17 protein-coding genes are annotated in these 21,546 nt (G+C 62.3%); 8 read left to right on the top strand and 9 right to left on the bottom strand.

Annotated features, from left to right (window positions below; all coding sequences use genetic code 11):
- Nucleotides 1–6: 6 nt before the first annotated feature.
- Nucleotides 7–1,584, bottom strand: a complete 1,578-nt coding sequence (locus MJQ68_RS11775; protein ID WP_238751314.1) for a M43 family zinc metalloprotease — start codon at nucleotides 1,582–1,584, stop codon at nucleotides 7–9.
- Between the two features lie 228 nt (nucleotides 1,585–1,812).
- On the opposite strand from MJQ68_RS11775, the gene MJQ68_RS11780 reads away from it, so the two are divergent.
- Nucleotides 1,813–2,700, top strand: a complete 888-nt coding sequence (locus MJQ68_RS11780; RefSeq protein ID WP_238751315.1) for a histidinol-phosphatase — start codon at nucleotides 1,813–1,815, stop codon at nucleotides 2,698–2,700.
- Here the strand turns inward: MJQ68_RS11780 and MJQ68_RS11785 are convergent.
- Nucleotides 2,648–4,414, bottom strand: a complete 1,767-nt coding sequence (locus MJQ68_RS11785) for an acetate/propionate family kinase (RefSeq protein WP_238751316.1) — start codon at nucleotides 4,412–4,414, stop codon at nucleotides 2,648–2,650. The genes MJQ68_RS11780 and MJQ68_RS11785 overlap by 53 nt on opposite strands.
- Before the next feature lie 47 nt (nucleotides 4,415–4,461).
- Nucleotides 4,462–5,613 (bottom strand): glycoside hydrolase family 130 protein, encoded by a 1,152-nt coding sequence (locus tag MJQ68_RS11790; protein WP_238751317.1) that lies wholly within the window; start codon nucleotides 5,611–5,613, stop codon nucleotides 4,462–4,464.
- 86 nt (nucleotides 5,614–5,699) lie between these two features.
- Here MJQ68_RS11790 and MJQ68_RS11795 point away from each other — a divergent pair, with 86 nt between their 5' ends.
- Together MJQ68_RS11795 and MJQ68_RS11800 are read left to right on the top strand one after the other, a co-directional pair.
- Nucleotides 5,700–6,563 carry a hypothetical protein gene (locus MJQ68_RS11795; RefSeq protein ID WP_238751318.1) on the top strand — a complete coding sequence of 288 codons (864 nt, stop codon included), beginning with the start codon at nucleotides 5,700–5,702 and terminating at the stop codon, nucleotides 6,561–6,563.
- A gap of 84 nt (nucleotides 6,564–6,647) precedes the next feature.
- Nucleotides 6,648–7,142, top strand: coding sequence for a hypothetical protein (locus MJQ68_RS11800; RefSeq protein WP_238751319.1), 495 nt, complete (start codon nucleotides 6,648–6,650; stop codon nucleotides 7,140–7,142).
- Here MJQ68_RS11800 and ftcD read toward each other — a convergent pair.
- The gene (gene ftcD, locus MJQ68_RS11805; protein WP_238751320.1) at nucleotides 7,072–8,079 is read right to left on the bottom strand and encodes a glutamate formimidoyltransferase; all 1,008 of its coding nucleotides are present in this window, start codon (nucleotides 8,077–8,079) and stop codon (nucleotides 7,072–7,074) included. The genes MJQ68_RS11800 and ftcD overlap by 71 nt on opposite strands.
- Before the next feature lie 39 nt (nucleotides 8,080–8,118).
- Here ftcD and MJQ68_RS11810 point away from each other — a divergent pair, with 39 nt between their 5' ends.
- Nucleotides 8,119–9,114, top strand: coding sequence for a tetratricopeptide repeat protein (locus tag MJQ68_RS11810; RefSeq protein ID WP_238751321.1), 996 nt, complete (start codon nucleotides 8,119–8,121; stop codon nucleotides 9,112–9,114).
- Here MJQ68_RS11810 and MJQ68_RS11815 read toward each other — a convergent pair.
- Nucleotides 9,074–9,943, bottom strand: coding sequence for an alpha/beta hydrolase (locus MJQ68_RS11815; protein WP_238751322.1), 870 nt, complete (start codon nucleotides 9,941–9,943; stop codon nucleotides 9,074–9,076). The genes MJQ68_RS11810 and MJQ68_RS11815 overlap by 41 nt on opposite strands.
- Nucleotides 9,944–10,001: 58 nt before the next feature.
- Between MJQ68_RS11815 and MJQ68_RS11820 the strand changes: the two genes are divergently transcribed.
- The 3 genes from MJQ68_RS11820 to MJQ68_RS11830 all read left to right on the top strand — a co-directional run bounded on the left by MJQ68_RS11820 (nucleotide 10,002) and on the right by MJQ68_RS11830 (nucleotide 14,737).
- Nucleotides 10,002–12,527 (top strand): PIG-L family deacetylase, encoded by a 2,526-nt coding sequence (locus MJQ68_RS11820; protein WP_238751323.1) that lies wholly within the window; start codon nucleotides 10,002–10,004, stop codon nucleotides 12,525–12,527.
- A 123-nt stretch (nucleotides 12,528–12,650) separates the two neighbouring features.
- Nucleotides 12,651–14,075 (top strand): 23S rRNA (uracil(1939)-C(5))-methyltransferase RlmD, encoded by a 1,425-nt coding sequence (gene rlmD, locus MJQ68_RS11825; protein WP_238751324.1) that lies wholly within the window; start codon nucleotides 12,651–12,653, stop codon nucleotides 14,073–14,075.
- Nucleotides 14,076–14,155: 80 nt separating this feature from the next.
- The gene (locus MJQ68_RS11830) at nucleotides 14,156–14,737 is read left to right on the top strand and encodes a Crp/Fnr family transcriptional regulator (protein WP_238751325.1); all 582 of its coding nucleotides are present in this window, start codon (nucleotides 14,156–14,158) and stop codon (nucleotides 14,735–14,737) included.
- Nucleotides 14,738–14,897: 160 nt separating this feature from the next.
- Here MJQ68_RS11830 and MJQ68_RS11835 read toward each other — a convergent pair whose 3' ends face one another.
- From MJQ68_RS11835 to MJQ68_RS11850, 4 genes are all read right to left on the bottom strand, one after another.
- Complete coding sequence (locus tag MJQ68_RS11835) at nucleotides 14,898–16,046, bottom strand: M23 family metallopeptidase (protein ID WP_238751326.1); 1,149 nt, start codon at nucleotides 16,044–16,046, stop codon at nucleotides 14,898–14,900.
- Between the two features lie 46 nt (nucleotides 16,047–16,092).
- On the bottom strand, nucleotides 16,093–16,797 hold the full coding sequence (locus tag MJQ68_RS11840; RefSeq protein WP_238751327.1) for a T9SS type A sorting domain-containing protein: 705 nt from the start codon (nucleotides 16,795–16,797) through the stop codon (nucleotides 16,093–16,095).
- 27 nt (nucleotides 16,798–16,824) lie between these two features.
- A complete protein-coding gene (locus tag MJQ68_RS11845) occupies nucleotides 16,825–18,336 on the bottom strand; it encodes an SUMF1/EgtB/PvdO family nonheme iron enzyme (protein WP_238751328.1) in 1,512 nt (503 codons plus the stop codon).
- A 341-nt stretch (nucleotides 18,337–18,677) separates the two neighbouring features.
- Nucleotides 18,678–19,883, bottom strand: a complete 1,206-nt coding sequence (locus tag MJQ68_RS11850) for a hypothetical protein (protein ID WP_238751329.1) — start codon at nucleotides 19,881–19,883, stop codon at nucleotides 18,678–18,680.
- Between the two features lie 100 nt (nucleotides 19,884–19,983).
- On the opposite strand from MJQ68_RS11850, the gene MJQ68_RS11855 reads away from it, so the two are divergent.
- Nucleotides 19,984–21,546, top strand: coding sequence for a YifB family Mg chelatase-like AAA ATPase (locus MJQ68_RS11855; RefSeq protein ID WP_238751330.1), 1,563 nt, complete (start codon nucleotides 19,984–19,986; stop codon nucleotides 21,544–21,546).

A 21,546-nucleotide genomic window follows, 5' to 3' on the forward strand; every position in this document is an offset into this window, starting at 1 on the left:
TATGGCCTAGAGCTTAACGAAGCGGCTGCTGACGGCGTAGCCCTCTGCATCCCGTACGTGGATCAGGTAGACGCCGGGGGCGAGGTCGCTGACGGGCAGCATGGAGCGTCCGGTGTCGGCTACGGATACCTGACGGAGCAGGCGGCCGGTCATGTCGCGCAGTTCGATGCTGATCTGCTGGATGACGGCACCTTCGGTGAGCACTGCGGTGGGGGCGGCCAGTGTAGTGGCGGGCTGGAGATCCCAGCTTACGGTCACCTCACCCAGGTCGCTGGGGTTGGGGAATACACTGATCTCCTGTGCAAGCGCGCTGCTGGCTGCCTGACGGAAGTTGTTGCCATTGGTCCAGTCAGAGGTAGCGCCATCACAGTTGCTACGGACACGCCAGGTGTAGGTGGTGCGGCGGTCGACGGTAAGCGAAGCGGCTGTACCGTTGACGGTACCCGAGGCAAAAAGGCTGCCGTTGGCGTACACCTCGATCTCGTAGTTGAGGGCGCCGGAGGCACCGAGCCAGGAGAAGTTCGCGGTACGGTTGCGGTTGCTACGGGTAGCCTGCAGTCCGGTGGGCGCGGCACAGCCTGCGGTAGGTGGCTCGGGCTCGGGATCGGTGGGAGGCGTAACGGTGCCGTCACAGGACGAGGAGAGCAACTCGGGGCGGGCGGCGCTTACGGCAGCCCACATACGGTCCTTCTGACCGATGGTGAACAGGTTCATGCAGCCGTCGTCCGAGTAGTCCATGTAGTTCTGGAACATGTCGGGCAGGTCATTGCCGGTGTTCTTCTTACCCTTGGGGGCACAGCTGTTGGGACCGGGGTAGACGCAAGCTCCACCCGTGTAGTTGGGTGCGCCGGCGGTGGGGGTATCGCTGACGAAGTCGTCTACGCTACAGCCACCGTCGCCCCAGATGTGGCGCAGGTTGAGCCAGTGGCCTACCTCGTGGGTAGCGGTGCGACCCAGGTCGAAGGGCGCCGAAGCGGTGCCCGTAGTACCTACGAAGCGGTAATCCAGCACGACACCGTCCGTAGCGGCGGGTCCGCCGGGGAACTGGGCGTAGCCGAGGATGCTACCGCCGATCTCGCAGATCCACATGTTGAGCGACTGGGTGGGGTTGATGGCGTTGGCGCCGCCGGTACCGGATGACTTGACGGCGTCGTTGGTGCCGAAGCTACTGCGGGTGGTCGCCACGCGGTTGACGGTGGTGAGGCAGAACTCGATTTCGGAGTCAGCGGCTACCCCGACGAAGTCGGCGGGGGTATTGCTGCGGTCGGCGTTGAGGCGGCGGAAGTCTTCGTTCAGTACCTGGATCTGGCTATTGATCTGGGCGTCGGAGATGTTTTCGGTGCTGTTCTTGTACACGACGTGTACGATCACGGGGATGGTCAGTATGCCTCCGGAGAGGGCTTTTTCCTGTGCGGCGGCATCGTACTGCTCGGTGAAGCGTTCGATGCGTTCCAGCTGCAGCTGGCGGGTGGGGTCCTGTTGGATCTGCTGTTCCAGGTAGTCCATGGAGCCACAGTTGCGTTGGGCCGAAGCCAGGCCGGACACGGCCAGTAAACACGTAAAGAGTAGAAGTCTTAAATTCATGAGTATGGGTTAGGAGGGTTCAATTCGCTTGATGGGGGGCGAATGTAAACCATAAAGATGTAGGAACAGTACTTCTGACCGATTGAAATACTTATTTATTGCCGCAGCAACCATTTTTATTAGGGCGGTAGTCATTTTGACAAAATCGATGACGCTCCTTTTTGGCTGCTCCTTACTGCTCGTCCCGGCCCTACCGCCTGACCTTCAGCCGCGTGCTACCTTTGCCCCATGCTAGCCAACCACCACGCCCATACTCACTTTAGCGACGGGGTGGGGGAGCCCCGTGACTACGTCCGTCAGGCCATCCGGGAGGGGTTCACCAGCTATGGCTTCAGCGACCACGCCCCCATCGCACCGCGCGACATCGGCTCTATGAAGCTGGCCGCACTGACCGACTACTCCGCTGCGATCGCCGCGCTTCAGACGGAGTTTGCCGGTCAGATCACGCTCTTCAAGAGCCTCGAAGTCGATTACCTGCCCGGCGTGATGAACGTCAGCAGCCCCCACATCCTGGCGGCCGGACTCGACTATACCGTAGGGGCGGTGCACTTTGTAGACGAGCTTCCCGGCGGTCAACCGTGGAGCTTTCAACGGCCCAATCCGGTCTTCAAGCGCGGCATCGATACGATCTTCGGGGGCAGCGCCCGCGCGATGGTCGAGCGCTACTACGCCCTGGTGCGCGAGATGGTCACCCAGCATCCCCCGGATGTGGTCGCACACCTCGACCGGGTCAAAAAACGCAACGCCGACGGTACGTACTGGGACGAGCGCGCTGACTGGCACGTTGCCGCCGTAGAAGAAACCCTGGACGCCGTAGCCGCCGCCGGCTGTATCCTTGAAGTCAACACCCGCGGTATCTACCTCAACGAAATCACCGATACCTACCCCAGCCGCTGGATCGTGGAACTGGCCCACGCCCGCGGTATCCGCCTGCAGGTGAACTCCGATGCCCACCGCAAGGACCATATCTCGGGAGGCTTTGCCGAGGCCTACGGTATGCTACAGGATATCGGTGTAGAGCAGGTACACCTATTCGACGGGCAGGAGTTCGTGCCCGCTCCTCTTATCCAACCGTGGCGCGGCGACGCAGCTGGCCCTCCGAGGCCGTCACATTGAGTACGCCGGAGTCGCCGGACTGGATCTCGGCGGCGTTGCCCTCGTCGGTATCGATGTGCATTTCCAGCTTGTAGTCGGGGGAGACGCGGATGAGCACGTTGCCAAAGGTGAGGCCGCGGTCGCTGGTGCCGATGGCTACCTCCACCACGTCGCGGTCCTGTACGCCAAACTGGGCGGCATCTTCCGGAGTCATGTGAATGTGGCGCCAGGCGCAGATCACACCGTCCTCCAGATCGGCCGAGCCGGCGGGGCCCAGTAGCTGACAGCCCGGCGTGTTTTCCACCTTGCCGGACTCCCGCACCGGCGCGTCGATGCCCAGAAAGAACTCATCGGTCCGCGAGATCTCCACCTGATCGGCCGAGCGTAGGGGACCCAGGATGCGGACCCGCTCGATGCGGTTGCGGGGGCCAACTACGGTGACGGTCTCCTCGGCGGCGAACTGTCCGGGCTGACTGAGGTACTTTTTGACGGTAAGCTCGTGGCCCTCGCCGTAGAGCTTGTCCAGGGTAGCACGCGTGAGGTGGCAGTGGCGGGCCGAGATGGCGATGGGGATAGTGGGCAGGGTATTGACCTCATCCTCATGGCGTAGCAGCTTGGCGCAGTCGCGGGCGATGGCGAGCTGCTCGTCGGTGCGGATGGCCAGCAGCTTGACGCGGCTGTGGGAGCGGCTGAAGGAGATCACGTCCTCCGTGTCGGTGAGTGCGAGGGTATTGTTGAGGTCCTCGTCGATGATGGCGCCGAGGTAGTCGAGCCGCTGGGCGGCGCGGTGGCGGATCACGCTGGAGTTCTCGCCGATGCCGCCGGTGAAGACGATGGCGTCCACCCCGCCCATGACTGCGGCGTAGGCACCGATATACTTGCGCAGGCGGTGGGTATAGACCTGCACGGCCAGCTGGCAATCGGGGTCGCCCTCGGCGGAGCGCTCCAGGATGCTGCGCATGTCGTTGCCGGCGCCACTCAGGCCCTTGAGTCCGCTGTCGCGGTTCAGTAGTGCGTCGATGGCCGCGGTGTCCATACCGGTCTTACGCTGCAGGTAGGCGGGGATGCCGGGGTCGATGTCACCGCTGCGGGTACCCATCACCAGCCCCTCTAGTGGCGTCATGCCCATGCTGGTCTCGATGCTGCGGCCAAATTCGATGGCCGTGACGCTACAGCCGTTGCCGAGGTGGCAGCTGATGATGCGCAGGTTGCGGTAGTCGTCCTTGAGGAAGGTGGCGGCGCGACCGGCCACGTACTTGTGGCTCATGCCGTGGAAGCCGTAGCGGCGGATGCCGTGCTCCCGCATCAGGTCCTTGGGCAGGGCGTAGGTCTGCGCCCGCTTGGGCAGGCTGTGGTGGAAGGCGGTATCGAACACGGCAAACTGCGGCAGGTCGGGCCAGAGCTCCCGCGCCAGCCGGATACCGGCTAGGTTGACGGGGTTGTGCAGGGGGGCGAGGTCGCTGAGGGCTTCGATCTGTTGTTCTACCCCATCCGTGATGCGGGTAGCCCCGTCGAACGCCGCTCCGCCGTGTACGACGCGGTGGCCGATGCCCTCGATGTTCAGGCCGCTGACCTTATCCTTCAGCTCCAGCAGGAACGGGTGCAGGGCACTGCGGTGGCCGCCGCGGTCGAGCAGGCGGTCGGCACCAAGTTCGAAAACACGTTCGCCGGTGCCGGCTTCCACCACGGCTGCTTTGATGGAGGAGCTGCCGGCGTTGAGGACTAAAATATGCATAGGTCAGAGGGGGTATGGCCGCTTAACCCCGAACGCCCCCTTCCCGTTCAGTCGCGCACGGCTACGCCTACCATAGAATCAGCCGTACCGTAGTACAGGAACCATTTGCCCCGGAAGTAGACCAGCCCTTCGATGAAGGTGGTACCGGAGGCGTACTGCCCCGTCAGCTCGTGCGGCAGACTGGGCTGGATGAAGGGTTCCTCCATCCGGTCCAGTAGTATGGTGGGGTCTTCGGCGCTGAACAGGGCCTGTCCACCGCTGTAGGCCCCCGGTCCGGCGCCCATGTAGCGCAGGGAGTCGGTCAGCTCGTTTTGTCCGTTATAGAGCACGAGGATCCCGGCGTCGGTGAGCAGGGCGGGCGGCCCTGGCTCGCTCAGCCGGCTGTCGAACTGTCCGGGCCGCAGGGGCAGTGGATCGAAGAGGGTGGAGTCGGGGTTGAGCACGGGCGTCCAGTCGAGCAGGTCGTCGCTGTGCGCCAAGCCTACGACGGCATCGCCCCAGTACATCCAGTACTTGCCGTTGATGGGCGTGGCGACGAGTTCGCCCCTGGCGTTGAGCTGGCAGACCACGGAGCCCGACTTCGACCAGGTATCGTGAAACTTGCCGCCGAAGGCATCCTGGAAGACGGGGCCGTGCTTGGTCCAGTCGGTCAGGTTGGTCGAGGTAGCGGAGCAAAGCCGCGCCGCCTCCTGATTGTAGGCGGTATAGAGCATGAGGTAGCTGCCGTCGGGAAGCTGCACTACGCGGGGGTCTTCGCAGCCGCCCGGGTCTTCGAACTCCTGGTTGTTGTCCGGCCCGGGGTAGAGCACGGGGGCGTTGCGGCGCACGAAATTGATGCCGTCTCCGCTGGCGGCCAGACCGATGCGGCTGGTGCGGCGGCCCAGCGTGGCGCGGGGATTGTCTTCGGCGCGAAAGAACAGGTACACGCTATCGCCGCGCACGACGGCACCGGGGTTGAATACATCGGCACGCTGCCAGCGGACATCCTTGCCCGTCAGCGGATCGGAAAACGAATAGCTACTATCGGCTTGCAGAATGGGGTTTTCGGCGGGCTTGGTGAAGCCGGTGAGCCAGGGGTCGGCTCCGGAGAGTGCCGCGTCCGCGACCGTGGTATCCGTAGTGGCCGGAGCGGTAGACGTACGGCAGGCACCGAGGGTCAGGGTCAGCAGGGCAGTAAAGAAGAGCGGGAGGTAGCGCATGGAGGGGTCGGTTGATCGACAAGTTTAACACTTTGTGAAGGGCTCCGGGCATAAAGCCGGTGTATAGGATGATATTACTGTACACTATGTTTGTCCGTAGCCTCCCCGTTCTACTTCTAAGCCTCTTACTGAGCAGCCCGCTGACGGCCCAGACCTGCCGCACGATCGCCAGCCGGGTGGGCATCAACGAACAGCCGCTCTTTGCCCCTGCGGGTAGTACGGAGGCCGACTTCCGTGCGTTTTACCTGAGTGGCGCGGTCGTCCCGGTCCCGCTGCGGGGGAGTCTTTCGAGACTGCCGGAGCCAGACTCCCTGACGACCTACCGCCGGGGCATCATTGATCCGGCGGACTGCCATGCTATACCAGATACGACCACCTTCGAGCCCGTACGCTACACCCTGGTACCGGACAAAAGTGCCACGGTCACCTTCCGGCAGTCCGTCGACGCCATCGACCGCATCAGCTTTACCGTATTCCGCGATGGCTACGATCCGGCTGCGGACAACTGCCCCGATTTTCTTACTTCCTCCTTTGTACTGAGCGGTAACACACCGTCGCTCACGGTCGACCTGGTGGGCGGGGTGACCTACGTTCTGGTCGTGGCCGCAGGACAGGCGCCCACCGATACCATTCCATTTGACTACACCATCGAAGTAAGCAACGAGACTGGCACGGTCCCGACTTTTTACCGCGGTACCCCTCCGACGGACGATACCGCCTACACTTACCTGGCCGTACAGCGTAGCGTGGTAGTGGCAGCATCGGAAACCGCCGACTTCCGCACCCTGGCCCGTGGAGCTTACGACGTATACGGCCTCAGCTATGGCACCAAAGACACGGAGATCACGCAGTTTATCGGGGGTTCACTCGATGATATCCGTACCGATCCACGGGGCCGCCCCCGCTGCACGCAGCTATCCGACAACGCGCAGGATATCCTGATTCAATAGTGTCGGGTAGGCTGCAATGTTAACTCAATGTAAACTATGTGTTAAGCCAGTTCGTTATATTCGTTCATTGTAAAGGAATATCTCATGGCTTCTACCTGCTTTCGTGAAGAGCAACGCTTTCGCAACCCCGGCCTATTGGCCCTCCTTGGCCTGTTCTCGGTACTGGCTGTATACCGCCTCACGGTACTGCTGGTCGTAGGCGCTACGGTAGCCCAACTGGCCGTACTTGCTCTCATCGGTGCGGTCATCGGAGTAGCCTGGTACTTCGTGCTGCGCTCCCGACTGCGCATCAAGGTTAGCGCGCGGCACCTGAAGGTGAAGACCAAGGGTATCCTGCTGCACAAGCTCAAGCTCCCCACGAAGGATATGGTCGACTGCACCTACGTAGACGTGGCCCCCGGCGCCCGCTGGTCCGGCACCCTGACCCATCCGGCCTCCGATTTTACCAGCATCGACTTCGGCGGACGGCGCGGCATCTGCGTACGGATGCGCAACGGAAAATCCTACTTCATCGGTTCGGATGAGCTGTACGCACGGCGCGACGAACTGCCTCTTCCAACACCCGATCCTGCCAGTTAAAGGGGGCCAACTCATTCAATCCAAGTACCAGTACAGCCAGGTCCATCTCCTGCGCGTAGTCCGTCTCCCAGCAAAAGCCCCGGGCGGCGGCGCGCAGGTGCGATGCGGGTACCAGACCGACCAGCTCGGAGCCTGTAACCTCCGTACCCAATTCCCGGGCCAGTCCGGTGGCCGTGAGGTATACCTGGGCCAGCGGTGTCCGATCTGGATCCACTACGTTACAGCTGACTTGACAGCGGTCGTACTCATCGATGTGCCAGCCGATGGCCCTGAGGCCGGGAAAGAGTCCGGGCCGTCCCCCCGTACCACTGCCACGCAGGCGTCCCGCCAGCTGCCGGGCCTGCGCCAGGGTAGCGGTGGGGTGCAAATTGATGTTCCAGGCGATGAGAAAGGGGCGTACGCCCAGTACCGTAATCCCCAGCCGGGGGTGGGGGCGTGCCGGACCGAAATCCGGCTGCCACTCCGGGTCGGCTAACTTCTCAGTCAGGCCTTCGTATTCCCCCCGCCGGATCGCGGCCAGGTTGCAGCGGGTGGGGTGAAGGGCACTGTCAGCGTACAGGTACACGGGTAGGTCGAAGCGTTCGGCGAGCCGGCGGCCCAACACCTGCGTCCCCGCCCGCGCTTCCTCCTCGGTCACGCCGGAGACGGGGATGAAGGGACAGACGTCCACCGCGCCGCTACGGGGATGGGTGCCCCGGTGCTGCCGCATGTCGATGAGCCGGTCCGCTACGGTGTATACCTCCTCGGCCGCCATGAATACCGCTGCCGGGGTGCCGGCGAAGGTGAATACCGTACGGTGCGCCCCATGGCCCGTATCCTGGTGTAGCAGGTAGCAGTCCGGCGTAGCATGGATCACTTGGGCAATGGCCTGCAGGACCCGGGGGTCGCGTCCTTCGCTGACGTTGACGACACATTCCAGGAGGGGGGAGGGGGGCATAGGATTTTTTGGGCTTGGCGCGTTTAGCAAAGAAAACCAATGTTGCGTTACCTCCTCCCGTTGCTGCTCCTTGGCGCGCTGGCCTGTGGTCCTGACCCCACAACAGATCCTGACCCGCTGACGCCGGGTACCGATCCCGCCGTCGCGCAGCTCAGCGAGCTGATCGAAGCAAGCCCGGAGGACGCCACGCTACACGCCCAGCGCGCGCAGTTGTACTACGAGCGCGGTAACTACCCGGCCACCATCGCCGATCTCACCCGCGCTACGGAGCTAGATAGTCTCACCCCGGGCTATGCCTACGCCCTGGCGGATGCTTACCTCGATAGCGAGCAGACCGAGCGGGCAGTCCGCGTACTGGAGCAGACCCTTCGCCGCCACCCCCAGCGGCTGGAAACCCGGCTGCGTCTGGGGGAGGCCCAGTTGATGCAGGGTCGGTTTCCGGCCGCCGAGGCTACCCTGACTACAGCTCTCGAACTGGAAGGTCCGCAGGCCGAGGCCTATTACCTGCTAAGCCAGGTCTACGCCGAGGCGGGGGACACGGTACAGGCCCTAGCGGCAGCAGAGCAGGCCACGCGGCAGGATCCGGAAATGACGGATGCGATGCTCCTGCTAGGGGAACTACGTGCCGGACAGGGTGACCCGGCCGCCCTGGCGGCCTTCGATGAGGCCGTACGCAGAGCGCCCCAGGATGTGATCGCCGTGCACGCCCGCGCCAATTACCTCTACCAGTCGGGTGATGTACAACGAGCGCTAGCCGAGTACCGCCGCGTAAGCAGCATTGACCGACAGTACGTGGAGGGGAACTTTAATGCGGGGCTCATCCTGCTGGAATTGGACAGTCTGTCGCAGGCATATACGGAGTTCAATATTGCGGTCCGTAACGACCCGGTGAATATGGAGGCCTACCTCTACCGGGGCTACGCCAGCGAGCAGCTCGGTGACTTGGCGGCCGCGCGGCGCGACTTCGAGACGGTGCTGCGTATGGACCCCGACTTCATGCCGGCCCAGGAGGCGCTGGCGCGGCTGAACGGATAAAGTCAGCCACGGTGGCGGCGTAGGGATCGCTGTCATCGTAGGTCCAGCGGCCGCTGGCGAGGTGGCCGCCGCCGGGGATGGTGTGCAGCTCTGCCGCTGCACCGGACTCTTCCAGCGCGCGGTGAAAATGCAGGCTGTGCCGGTAGTCGGCCAGTCCGTCCCGTGTCCCGTGAAGTAATAGCCAGCGCAACTGCTGCTGCGGTGGGTGGGCTAACTGTAGTATCGGGTCCTGTGCACGACGGTGGGCGAATATCCGCCGGGGCCGCAGCAGACTGAAGTCTAGCGGCGCGGCGCACAGCAGAGCGTGGGTGGGTGGGGCGGGCCAGCCGGCTGCGGTCCACCACTGTGGGTGGAGGGCGAGGAGGGCGGCCAGGTGCCCGCCGGCGCTGATGCCACCGATCTGGGGAGCGGAGAGGGGCCGGTCGGTGGTCCGCGCGAAGTTGGCCAGGTGGGTCACAGCAGTCCGGCAGTCGGCTACGATCTCCGGTAGCCGGACTGTAGGCGGGCGGCGGTAGCTCGGCAGTACGACGCGAAAGCCCTGCCGCAGCCAAGGTCGGGCGGCGGGGCGGAAGGCTTCGGGGGTGCCGAAGGTCCAGCCGCCGCCGTGCAGGTACAGCGCCCAGGGCAGTACGTCGGTGGGTAGGCTGCCGGGAGGTTCCAGTAATAGGTAGTACTGCCGGGGGTGGGGCCCGTAGGGGATACGGCGGTGGGGCGGCATGCTGCGGCGTGCACGTGCGCTGTGACGCCAGTAGGCGGGTAGCCCCAGGGTGTCGCGTAGGCCGTGGTGTAGGGTACGCGTCCAATCGGGGGTGGGTGGGCCTTGCTGCATCAACTACCTTTACGGTTGGATTGTCCTTATTGTTTTAGTCCCCAAAACTCCCCCGTACGTGCGTCACCTGTACTCGTTGCTTACGCTACTGATTCTGTCTGTGTCCCTGTCGCTGCAGGCCCAGGCGCCCGAACGGCTTACCTCCGGGGAGCTGCACGCCGCGATCCAAAAGCTGGGTGTACTGGGCTCGGCGCTCTATGTGGCCGCCCACCCCGACGACGAGAACACGCGCATGATCGCCTACCTGGCGAACGTGGAGCAGGTAGAGACCGGCTATCTCAGCATGACCCGCGGGGACGGGGGGCAGAACCTCATCGCCCCCGACATCAGCGAGCTGCTGGGCCTGACGCGTACGCAAGAGCTGCTAGCCGCACGCCGGATCGACGGGGGCAAGCAATTCTTCACCCGGGCCAACGACTTCGGCTACTCCAAGCACCCCGACGAGACCTTCACCATCTGGGACAAGCAGCAGGTGCTGGAGGATGCCGTCTGGGTCATCCGGCAACAGCGGCCGGATATCATGATCCTGCGCTTCGACCCCCGGGCCCCGGGCTCTACCCATGGCCACCATACCGCCTCGGCGATCATCGGCATGGAGGCCTTCGACTTAGCGGGCGACCCCGAGGCCTTTCCTGAGCAGCTGACCGACGTAGCGGTCTGGCAGCCTAAGCGCCTGTACTGGAACGCGTACAGCTGGGGCAACAGCAAACTGCCGGACTACGTCGACACCAACGACGTGATCACCGTAGAGATCAACCGCTACCTGCCCAAGCTAGGGGAGAGCGTAGCCGAGATCGCCGCCCGTAGCCGCAGTCAGCACAAGAGTCAGGGCTTCGGCAGTGCCGGTAGCCGGGCCGCCACCGTAGAGAAGCTCGAACTGCTCAAGGGGGGCAGTAACGGAGTGGACGGCGACCCCTTTGCCGGCATTGCGACGGACTGGAGTCGGTTGGCCGGCGGAACGGAGATCGGCATACTCGTCGATAGCCTGGTAGCGGACTTCGATTTCGACGACCCGGCCGCCTCCGTGCCCCTGCTGAATACCCTGAGCCGGCGGCTGCAGAAGATGCCCGACTTCCCCGAGAAGTGGCCAAAGATCCGGGAGGTGCGCCGGATCATGGCGGCCGCTATGGGACTCTACATCTCGGCTACTACGGATACGCCCTTCGTAGTGCCGGGCGATACCGCCCGGGTGATCGTCGAGGTCAGCAACCGTAGCCAGGACACCCTGGAGCTGGGCAGAATCGACCTCACCAGTCAGGATTGGGTAAGCGCCCCGGGAAGCTACGCGCGGCGCCCCCTGCTGCCGGGAGTGCCTCACTTCGATACCCTGTACCACGTAGCGCGGTCCTCCGAGACGCAGAGTAGCCCGTACTGGCTGCGTAGCGACTGGACCCTGGGGATGTATACCGTACCGAACTGGCGGCAGCGCGGACAGGCCGAAGGACGTGACTACTTGGGCGTCGAGGTCTCCGTGTCGGGGGACGACGGGGCGTACGTCTCCGTAGATGTACCCGTCCGCCACCATTACACCGATCCGGTAGACGGCGAGCAGTTTCAGCCCTTCGGCTTATTGCCGCCGGTCTTCGTGCAATGCACCGAATCGAGCTACCTGTTCACTGAAGACGATGCCCGCACGGTGACGGTCAAGGTGACCAGCGCTACGGAGGAGCGGGAGGGAAGTCTGCGGCTGAACGTACCTACGGGTTGGTCCGTAACTCCCGAACAGCAGGACATCACCCTCGGCAAGCGGGGACAGGAACGCTTCTACACCTTTACGCTCCGTCCGCCCAGCGGACAGGGGCAGGGCAGGATCACTCCCGAGCTCACCCTACAGGGCATGGAAGGGGTATACGACCGGCGCCTGGTGGTGATCGATCATCCCCACATCCCCACCCAACGTGCCGCCCTGCCCGGCGGAGCTGCCGTGGCCCGGGTAGACCTCCAGACTGCCGGTCGTACCGTAGGCTACCTGCCCGGTGCCGGTGATGCCATCCCCGAAGCCCTGAGCTCGATCGGGCTTGACGTCTCCCTGCTCGACGACGTCGAGGCCTCGATCGGCGACCTCGGGAAGTATGACGCCATCGTAGTCGGCGTACGCGCCTACAATACCCTGGACCGCATGCCCGTCTACCAGCCCCGCCTGCTGGAGTACGTGAAGCAGGGCGGCACCCTGATCGTGCAGTACAACACGAACCGCCGGCTCAAGATCGACGAGAAGAACCTCGGCCCCTACGCCCTGGAGCTGAGCCGCGACCGGGTCACGGTGGAGGATGCCCCCGTCAGCATCCTGGCCCCTGACCACCCGGCCCTGAACTATCCCAACAAGATCACGGCGGCCGACTTCGACGGCTGGGTGCAGGAGCGTGGGCTCTACTTCCCCGATAAGTGGGCCCCGGAATACACCGCCCTGCTGGGCAGTAACGATCCGGGGGAGGAATCGCACGACGGCGGTCTGCTGGTGGCCGAATACGGCAGCGGACACTTCGTGTACACCGGCTACAGCTTCTTCCGCGAATTGCCGGCCGGCGTGCCGGGTGCCTACCGCCTGTTTGCCAACTTGATCGCGCTGGGGGCTAGCCGGTAACCTGATAACGGCACTGCTCGGCGTACATCGACCCCTTAGTATCTACCTTGCACCGGCGACCCCGCCCCTAGTTATTTACTGGGTTGGGGATTGACCTCGCTACAACTATACCTCTACCGACCTATGGCCCGACGCAGAAAAAACCGCTTTCCCGAACGTATCGAGGGGGTTACGATTACCGGCCTGGCGGACAAGGGCTTTTGCGTGGGCAAAGCACCCGATGGGATGACGATCTTCGTGGAGCACGTAGCGCCGGGCGATGTGGTGGACGTGCGGCCGTTCCGCAAGAAAAAGAAGCTGCTGTTTGCCGCACCGCTGAAGTTTATCGAGCGCTCGGCCGAGCGGGTGGAGCCCTTTTGTCAGCACTTCGGGGTGTGTGGGGGCTGTAAGTGGCAGCACTTCGCCTATACCGGTCAGCTGCGCGAAAAGGAGCGTATGGTGCACGACGCCTTTGCCCGACTGGGGAAGGTGGAGGTGGAAGCCTGGGACCCGATCCTGGGTAGCGAGACCATCGAATACTACCGCAATAAACTGGAATATGGCTGTGCAAACCGGCGCTGGCTAACTACCGAAGAGATTGGGACCGACATCGACAACGAGGTGCCGGTGATCGGCTTCCATAAGTCGGGGGCCTACGATAAGCTGATCCAGATCGAGCACTGCCACCTGCAGCACGGCCCCAGCAACGAACTGCGCAACGGACTGCGTGCGCTGGCCACCGAGCTGGGCGTCACCTTCTTCGATATGCGGGAGCGGCACGGTCTGCTGCGGCAGCTCATGATCCGTACCACCACCACGGGGGAGTGTATGCTGGTGGTGGCCTTCTTTGCCGACGAACAGGATATCATCACCAACTTCCTGGATACCGCCCTGCAGCGGTTCGGCAGTGATATTACCAGTCTGTTCTACTGCATCAACCCCAAGATCAACGAGTACATGATGGACCTGGAGATGGTCCACTACGCCGGTACCGACTACGTGACCGAGCGGCTGGAGCACGTGCAATTCCGGATCGGCCCGAAGTCGTTCTTCCAGACCAATACGGCCCAGGCCGAGCGCCTCTACGCCATTACGCGGGAGTATGCCGGCCTGACGGGGACCGAAAACGTCTACGACCTGTACACCGGAATCGGCTCGATCGGCCTGTACCTGGCCGACCGCTGCCGGCAGGTGGTGGGAATAGAGGAAATTCCCGCCGCCATCGAGGATGCCCGCGTGAATGCTGACTTAAACGGTATTACGAACGCGACCTTCTACGCCGGTGACGTGCGGGCCATACTGACCGAGGAATTTGCCGTTCGGCACGGCCGGCCGGACGTACTGATCACCGATCCCCCGCGGGCGGGCATGCACCCCAAAGTAGTCGATATGCTGTTGCAACTCGCTAGTCCGCGGATCGTGTACGTGAGCTGTAATCCGGCCACCCAGGCGCGTGACTTAGCTGTCTTGGACGCGAAATACGTCATCGAGCGTGCCCGACCGGTAGATATGTTTCCGCATACTAGCCACGTGGAAAGCGTAGTTTCATTAAGGTTGCGTAACTTGTAGTACGCTAGCGGGTAAGCTTCCGGATAGGACGTGCCGTGCTGGCTGCGTGGCAGCCATGATATTCAGGTAGTCCTTTTGTAATGTCGTATATCGAACGGTTCCGTCCGCTTATTCATAAGTTGTTGAAGTATGGGGTCACCCCGGCGGATGCTGCCCTACTCAGTGAAAAGTTCTACTGCCGGACCTATCAGGCCAAGGAGCATCTATTCACCGAGGGCGATCAGTACCCCTTTATGGTGTACGTACTCTCGGGCTACCTGCAGCTGTATACTACGGAGGCGGACGGCACGACCAATGTGCGTATTCTCGCCGGGCCGGGCGACTTTGCGGGTTGCGTAGAGGCTACCCTGTACGATCAGCCCGCATTCTATACCGCGGAGTGTATCACCAAGTGTCAATTTGTAATCATCGACGGACACTTTCAGCGGATGGTGCGGGAGAAGTCCGAGTGGTTCCGACTCCTCCAGGCCTTCATCCTGCGCCGGATCGTTGCCCTGTCCCGGGAGAAGGAAGATATGTTACCCCTGCGTGCAACGGACCGCTACCTGTACTTCAAGCGGCGCTATCCGCTTTTCGTGGATAATATACCCGCGGGAATCATCGCCGATTATATCGGAGTACGCCCACAATCGCTGAGTAGGATCAAGCACAGCCTGCGTTAAGAATCACTTTATTGGTAATAATTAACCAATGTGAATTGTCAAAACAACAAAGCGCCGCATCTTTGTAGCAGATTTTTTAGGCTACAGATGACACTTTGAACAGACTCAGTTTTTTGTAAAGGTATAGCCCGCATCTTCTTTGAGGATGCGGGCTCCTTCGTTAGTCGAAGTTGGCATAGCCCAGTTCGCCCCGCGTGGTGCGAATGCGGCGGTAGCGCCCGGTCGTGCCTAACTCGATGAACGACTCACCGCCCTCCAGTTGCCGCAGCACGTTCGCCGCACTCCGCGTAGGGCCGCTCCGCAGGTAGTGCTTGCCCCGCAGAGGTACCTGCGTCTGCCGACCGGGCAGAAAGGCCGGCGCGTCCGGCTCCGGATCCTGCCGCTGTAAGTAAGGGTAGGGGTCGCGGGCACCGTTGGCGTAGATGCCGAAGTGCAGATGGGGTGGGGTAGTGCGGGCATTCCCCGTATTGCCGACCAGGCCGACCGTATCGCCCCGCTGTACGTAGGTGCCGGCAGCGACGAGCTGACTATCCAGATGGGCGTAGTAGTAGCTCAGTCCGCGCTGTCCGTCGCGCAGCCAGACGGTCTTGCCGCCCAGCCCCCCGTTGCGTACCCGCGACACGCGCCCGTCGGTGACGGCCAGCAGGGGCGTACCCCGCGCGGCGAAAATATCGTTGCCCTCATGGCGGCGTCGCCCCCCGGCCCGGCTGGCGCCCCAGAAGCTGCGGATGTCCCCCTCGTCCGCCCCCGCTACGGGAAAGAGCAGGGAGGGGTCGGTACGCAGGCGTATTCGGTACGTGCTGTCGGGGTAGGGAGCGGTCTGTAAAAGGAACAGGAGGTTCTCACCCAGGGGAGCGGACGTTTCGTACGTCAGCCTATGGGTCAGCGTGTCCCAGAGGAGCAGGCGCCGGTCGTCCGCCCCGTAGAGCTCTCCGAACAGCGCGGCGGCAGACGGCGGGGCTACCGCTTCGATCGTAAGCAACCGGCCCGGGGGCAGGAAGAACCGCCAGGCGTGGGCCGTGTAGAGCACGTTGGTATCGGCCGCCAGTATCTCCTCGTGGGGCAGATCTATGCGCAGGGTATCCCGGCGGGCCCGTAGGTAGGCCGTATCCCAGCGGACCAGAGTAGCCGCATCTACACTATTACTCCAGCGGTACTGCTCGCGTGGCGTAGCCTGACCGAACGTACGATCTATCCAGCGTTCCAGTCCCGTACGCAGGCCGGAGCAACCTCCGTTGAGGTAGATAGCAATAGCAATCAGGGGGAGGAGCAGCCGCCAGTACGACCGGCGGGGATGGTGACGGGGCATACTAGAGAAGACATCCTAATCCTTACTTTGGATGCATTCAATGTGGCTACTGCACCACTACTAAGGTCGTCTGCGTGCCAAGAGTGGCATGTTGTACCCGCAGGGTATACGTGCCGGCGGGTAGCCGGCCGGCGAGCGGTATAGCTACTGATCGGGCCGAAGTGGTAACCAAATTCTGCGTGATTACCTGACGCCCCATCTGGTCGAAGAGGTGCACGCTGGCTGCTGCTCCGGCCGGCAGACCGCTCAGGCTGACGTTGAGCGTACTGCCCGTGCCGGGATTGGGATATACTCCCAGTGCGAAGGCCGTCTGAGTGGTGTAGCGTACTTCCACTAGGTCGGAGTATTCGTAGGTGCCGTCCAGGTCTACCGACTGCAGGCGGTACAGGGCGGTACCCGCTACCGGATCACCGTCCACGAGGCTATAGTGCAGCCGGTCACCGGGCATAGAGTAGCCGGCGGCATCCAGGGTACCGATGGTGGTGTAGGTCGTGCCGTCCGCTGTGCGCTCCACGACGAAGTGACTGGTGGCCGATTCATTTTCCGTGGTCCACTCCACGCGTACGCCATTAGACGCCAGGGTGGCGTCGAAGGAAATGAGATCGAGCGGCATGATGACCTCCTCCGTGGCGGCAGCGGAGCCGAAGCCGTCCCCGTTACCTCCGCCGAATTGAGCGGATACCGTGAAACTGAAAAAGCATAGGGCGCAGGGGATCAATAGGCCCCGCAGGAGCGTAGATAAAGTAGGCATAGGTAGTTTTTTGGGACAAGCAAACGATTAGAGGCCGCGAACGCCACGGGTCTGTAGCCATTTGTAGCGGCTGTTTGCCGTAGAGAACTGTAGGGTCGTGTAGGTACGGTCCGATACGCGACCGAAATTAGGACCATTATCCGCGCGACCGCCCTTGAAGCCGACGCCATTCCGGGTAGTTGGCCAGGTGGCCACGTCGTATAGGCCTTGAGAAGTAATAGTACCGTCCCCGTGGGTGTTCGTAAAGGCTCTTCCTTCCAGTGAGGTCATTACGACCACGGATTCCCACTGGTTACCGGAAAGCTCCATAATGCCATAGAAACTGGCACCGGCGTAGAGACGACTGGCCGTAGGAATACTGGCGGCAAAAATCCCGCAGCGCAGGGGGCCTGCAATTATTCCTTCCGTATCATCCGTAGTACCTAGGGTCGCGTTGCCGCGGACCGTTCCGGAAACTGTAGGTCCCTGTACGGTCTCGTTAGATGCGCCTTTATTACTCAAAACATAGCTTCCCGTACGACTTGCCGTAGTGCCCCAGGCATATTCCCTGTTTAGTGGAGCGGCCGTACCCCGCGCGGCTTTTTCATACTCCAATTCCGTCATCGGCCGAAGTGCCGCCCAGTCCAGGTAGGTGTACATGTCATTCTGGCTAAGGTAGCCGACCGGCACGAAGGGGTTGGTGGTAGACGCCACGTTGGTCAGCGAGGTATCTACCCGGTTGCGCCACCCATCGTTGTCCCGATCGCTGGTCTGTACGGAGATATTCCGTGCCGTACGCTGGGAGGGGGTGAGGGTATTGTAAAACTCAACCCATTGCTGCTGCGACATCTCGTACTTCATGAGGTAAAAGGCAGAAAAACCCTCCGGGAATGCGGCCGGAATACTACCGGTACGTAAGGCCGGACGTTTTGATACGGTAGCATTTGGGTCTTCCGTATCATTAAAAAATAAGGCGCCGGCTACACTATCCACCAAGATGGCGCCTGCATCAGCGACCACGTAGGGTAGTCGATCTTCGCAGCACGTATAAAATTCATCTACCTCGTTATTCGCCGGGTCAGGATCGGGGCCCGTCCCCAGTGAATACGCCCCCTCCGGTACATACACCATCTCGATAGCGAAGACCTGCAGGTCCAGCAGGCCCATCCCGTCGTAGCCATCCGTCGCTACGTCCCAGGCCAGCCGCACGTCCGTGAAGGACGCCGTGCCACTTGCCGTAACGCTGTGGTAGATCATGGCACCCTTATTATCCATGAGCTCCACCGTCACGTCCGTGGGCGAGGAGCTTACGCTACCCAGGGTGACGTGCTGCCAGGGGCCACCGTCTACGCGGTACTTGGCGAATACCCAGGCGGCATCCCAGTTATTGGGGCTAGTATCGAGGCGCCAGGAATTGTCCCAGCTCAGATCGAAGGCAATATCGGCTGTAGTGTAGTCCGTAGGGGCGATCACCCGGGCGTTGGAGACAGTAATATTGTTAGCCGCCAGGCTACCACACAATAGCATTAGCGCGCCAAGGAGGAGAAGGTAGGTTTTCATGGTAAGTGTTAGAATGAACGAGCACGGCAGTTCGTCCAGTGAACTGTCTGCGGATGAAACCCACGAAAAATTTGAGGATGCACCACCGCAACAGCGGAAGTGCCAATCACCTACCGGCGCACTACCGGTTATCTTTCACGAGAGCAAAGCAATAGTCCATAGGCGCCGGCATATCATGATTCAGTCGCCACCTATGGGGCCGCAAATATAGCGGCGTATGTCGGTTTTTAAGAATGTATTGCTACTTAACAGACTCACCCCTGTGATATTGCTGTACGAATGGTGTAGGTGCCCCATGGCGATGGGGTCCGTACGATCCGTAGTTCGTCAGCGGGCTAACATTACCGCAGGAGCCCCTCCGCTTCTCCACGCCGTACCTCCACACCCAGCTTGCCAAGCAGTACGCGGTACGCCCGCGCCGTCTCCTCGGCCCGTGCTTGATCGGGGTAGCCCTTACCGGTGTAGACGACCAGCTGATCGGCAGCGGCACCGATGCATGCTCCCCGCATCAGTTCGTGTCCCCGCAGCCCGGCCGCCCGCAGTACGCTCAGGCGCAGGTTCGCCTCCTGGCGGGGCAGTACCGCATCCACCACCACGTAGCTACCTTCCTCTCGTATTGCCGCGGCACAGTCCGGGGGCGGGGCCGCCGGTGCGGTGGGCTCCCCGAAGGCGTCGTCCTTCCCTTCCCCGGCCGACGTGCCGATCACAACCCCGGGGGGCGTAGCGTAGCGGGCATGATCGAAGGGGTCCGGCAGTACCGGACCGTAGCTGCGCTCATAACCCAGTAGTATCAGCACGCCCACCAGCCCCAGCATCAGCGCAATATTCAGGAACCGCCGCCGGTTCTGCCGCCGTTCGGGCGGGGTGGGGCCGTAGTCGGGCGATTGGTCGATCTCGGTCAGGATGGACTTGCGCTTCCCGTAGCGGCTCAGGTAGTCATTGAAGGCGTGGCGCGGGCGGGGTTTTTCCGTCAGACTCAGCCGGCCCCGCTCGTTCACCACGATGAGCCCTACACCGTTCTTACGGCACTGCCGGCGTAGCTGCTTAGCTTCCGCGGGCTGGGTGAAGGTGTCGGTACCTACCGCGATCCAGCTCTCATTGGCCGGGTAGCGCCCCAGTTGTTCGATGGCTCCGATGGATTTAGTGAAGTTTAGCTGGAGCTGGGTGACCAGCGCAGTGATTCCCACCGCACCGAGTACGAAGAGCCCCAGCAGCAACAGTGTGTTCCAGGCATTGAAGTACCACTCGTAGCCCAGAAACAGACTCAGTCCTACGATAAGTAGCAGGGAAAGGATGCGCCCCGTCCAGGCAGCCTTGGTCGCATCGGTACGCAGTTTGAGCTGATGAATGGTCGTGCGGCTTTTAGCCTCTACCACTACGACATAGGGCCTACCGGGTGCCCGCATGAAGGCCAGCAACACGTCGGCGCGGCGTAGTTTGGTGTACACCTCCGTGCTGACGTAAGCCGGCTTGCGCCGATAATACTGCCGGTTGAGCCGCTCGGCCACGGCGTTCTGAATGAAGCGTTCTCGGAGGGTGGTGCCCATTGCGGCGAAGATAGGATGAAATTAATTGTAGGATAGTTTATCTATTATAAACAAATGCTGTATACTTGTCGCGGATCTAGTGCGCTGCCAACCGCAGCCCATGTTAGTAAAGACTTATGCCAGTGCCGTCCAGGGAGTGGACGCACGCTCCATCATCGTAGAAGTAAACGCCGGCGGCAACGTCCCGGAGAATAAACCCTGGTACAATGTGATCGGCCTACCCGACAGCGCCATCCGCGAGGGGAGCTACCGGGTAGAGACCGCCCTGCGCAACAGCGGCTTCCGCAACCTGCGCCTGCGCACGGTGATCAATCTGGCTCCCGCCGACGTGCGCAAGGAAGGGGCGGCCTACGACCTACCCATCGCCATGGCCTACCTGCAGGCCACCAACCAGATGCATACCCCCGATCTCAAGGACTACCTCATCATGGGCGAGCTCTCCCTAGGCGGCGAGGTCCGGCCCATCAAGGGAGCCCTGCCCATCGCCATCAAGGCCCGGCAGCTGGGCTACAAGGGTATGCTATTGCCCGTGGAGAACGCCCGCGAAGCAGCCATTGTCGACGGACTGGCCGTATACGGCGTACGTAGTCTGAAGCAGGCCGCCGCCTTCATTACCGGACAGGAGCCCATTGCCGCCACCGAGGTAGATACCCGCGCCGAGTTTACCCGGGAGCGTACGGTCTTCGATGTCGACTTCAGCGACGTACGGGGGCAGGAGAACATCAAGCGGTCACTCACGATCGCGGCCTCCGGTGGGCACAACGTGATCCTGATTGGCCCGCCCGGCGCCGGTAAGACGATGCTGGCCCGCCGCCTGCCGACCATCCTGCCCCCCCTCAGCCTCCGGGAGGCGCTGGAGACGACCAAGATCCACTCCGTAGCCGGTGCCCTACCGGCCAACAATGCCCTGATCACCCGCCGTCCCTTTCGGGCGCCCCACCACACGATCAGCGACGTGGCCCTGGTCGGCGGCGGCAGCTTTCCCAGTCCGGGAGAGATCAGTTTGGCCCACAACGGGGTGCTGTTCCTGGATGAGCTACCGGAATTCAAACGCAGCGCCCTGGAGGTGATGCGCCAGCCTATGGAGGAGCGCCGCGTGGTGATCAGCCGCGCCCGGCTCACCGTAGAGTTCCCTTCCAGCTTTATGCTCATCGCCAGTATGAACCCCTGTCCCTGCGGCTACTTCAACCACCCCGACCGGGCGTGTATGTGTGCACCCGGTGCCGTCAAGCGCTACTTGCACCGAATCAGCGGCCCGCTGCTAGACCGTATCGACCTGCACGTAGAGGTTACACCCGTCTCGCTGGATAAGCTCACTCAGGCCCCTGCACGCAAAGCCGAGACGAGCGCGACCATCGCCGAGCGGGTGCAGGCAGCCCGTACCATCCAGGAGCTTCGCTTCGCCGACCATAAGGGGATCTACTGCAACGCCCAGATGCCTAGCCGGCTGGTCCGTCAGTTCTGCCGACTGGACACCGCCGGCCAACAGCTGCTGCGTACAGCCATGGAAAAACTGCAACTCAGTGCGCGGGCCTACGATCGTATCCTGAAGGTAGCCCGCACGGTAGCCGATCTGGAAGCCGCACCGGGTATCGCACCGGCGCACCTGGCCGAAGCCATCAATTTCCGCAGTCTGGACCGCAGCAGTTGGGGGGAGCAGTGA

The sequence above is a fragment of the Neolewinella maritima genome (assembly GCF_923081025.1).
In the GTDB taxonomy this organism is placed as follows: Bacteria; Bacteroidota; Bacteroidia; order Chitinophagales; family Saprospiraceae; genus Neolewinella; species Neolewinella maritima.

What these genes read in the sequence shown, in the direction of transcription:
- MJQ68_RS11785 (WP_238751316.1), bottom strand. Translation starts at nt 4,414, where the DNA reads ATGCATATTTTAGTCCTCAACGCCGGCAGCTCCTCCATCAAAGCAGCC.
- rlmD (WP_238751324.1), top strand. Translation starts at nt 12,651, where the DNA reads ATGGCCCGACGCAGAAAAAACCGCTTTCCCGAACGTATCGAGGGGGTT.
- MJQ68_RS11780 (WP_238751315.1), top strand. Translation starts at nt 1,813, where the DNA reads ATGCTAGCCAACCACCACGCCCATACTCACTTTAGCGACGGGGTGGGG.
- MJQ68_RS11845 (WP_238751328.1), bottom strand. Translation starts at nt 18,336, where the DNA reads ATGAAAACCTACCTTCTCCTCCTTGGCGCGCTAATGCTATTGTGTGGT.
- MJQ68_RS11855 (WP_238751330.1), top strand. Translation starts at nt 19,984, where the DNA reads ATGTTAGTAAAGACTTATGCCAGTGCCGTCCAGGGAGTGGACGCACGC.
- MJQ68_RS11775 (WP_238751314.1), bottom strand. Translation starts at nt 1,584, where the DNA reads ATGAATTTAAGACTTCTACTCTTTACGTGTTTACTGGCCGTGTCCGGC.
- MJQ68_RS11810 (WP_238751321.1), top strand. Translation starts at nt 8,119, where the DNA reads ATGTTGCGTTACCTCCTCCCGTTGCTGCTCCTTGGCGCGCTGGCCTGT.
- ftcD (WP_238751320.1), bottom strand. Translation starts at nt 8,079, where the DNA reads ATGCCCCCCTCCCCCCTCCTGGAATGTGTCGTCAACGTCAGCGAAGGA.
- MJQ68_RS11850 (WP_238751329.1), bottom strand. Translation starts at nt 19,883, where the DNA reads ATGGGCACCACCCTCCGAGAACGCTTCATTCAGAACGCCGTGGCCGAG.
- MJQ68_RS11790 (WP_238751317.1), bottom strand. Translation starts at nt 5,613, where the DNA reads ATGCGCTACCTCCCGCTCTTCTTTACTGCCCTGCTGACCCTGACCCTC.
- MJQ68_RS11795 (WP_238751318.1), top strand. Translation starts at nt 5,700, where the DNA reads ATGTTTGTCCGTAGCCTCCCCGTTCTACTTCTAAGCCTCTTACTGAGC.
- MJQ68_RS11800 (WP_238751319.1), top strand. Translation starts at nt 6,648, where the DNA reads ATGGCTTCTACCTGCTTTCGTGAAGAGCAACGCTTTCGCAACCCCGGC.
- MJQ68_RS11840 (WP_238751327.1), bottom strand. Translation starts at nt 16,797, where the DNA reads ATGCCTACTTTATCTACGCTCCTGCGGGGCCTATTGATCCCCTGCGCC.
- MJQ68_RS11835 (WP_238751326.1), bottom strand. Translation starts at nt 16,046, where the DNA reads ATGCCCCGTCACCATCCCCGCCGGTCGTACTGGCGGCTGCTCCTCCCC.
- MJQ68_RS11830 (WP_238751325.1), top strand. Translation starts at nt 14,156, where the DNA reads ATGTCGTATATCGAACGGTTCCGTCCGCTTATTCATAAGTTGTTGAAG.
- MJQ68_RS11815 (WP_238751322.1), bottom strand. Translation starts at nt 9,943, where the DNA reads ATGCAGCAAGGCCCACCCACCCCCGATTGGACGCGTACCCTACACCAC.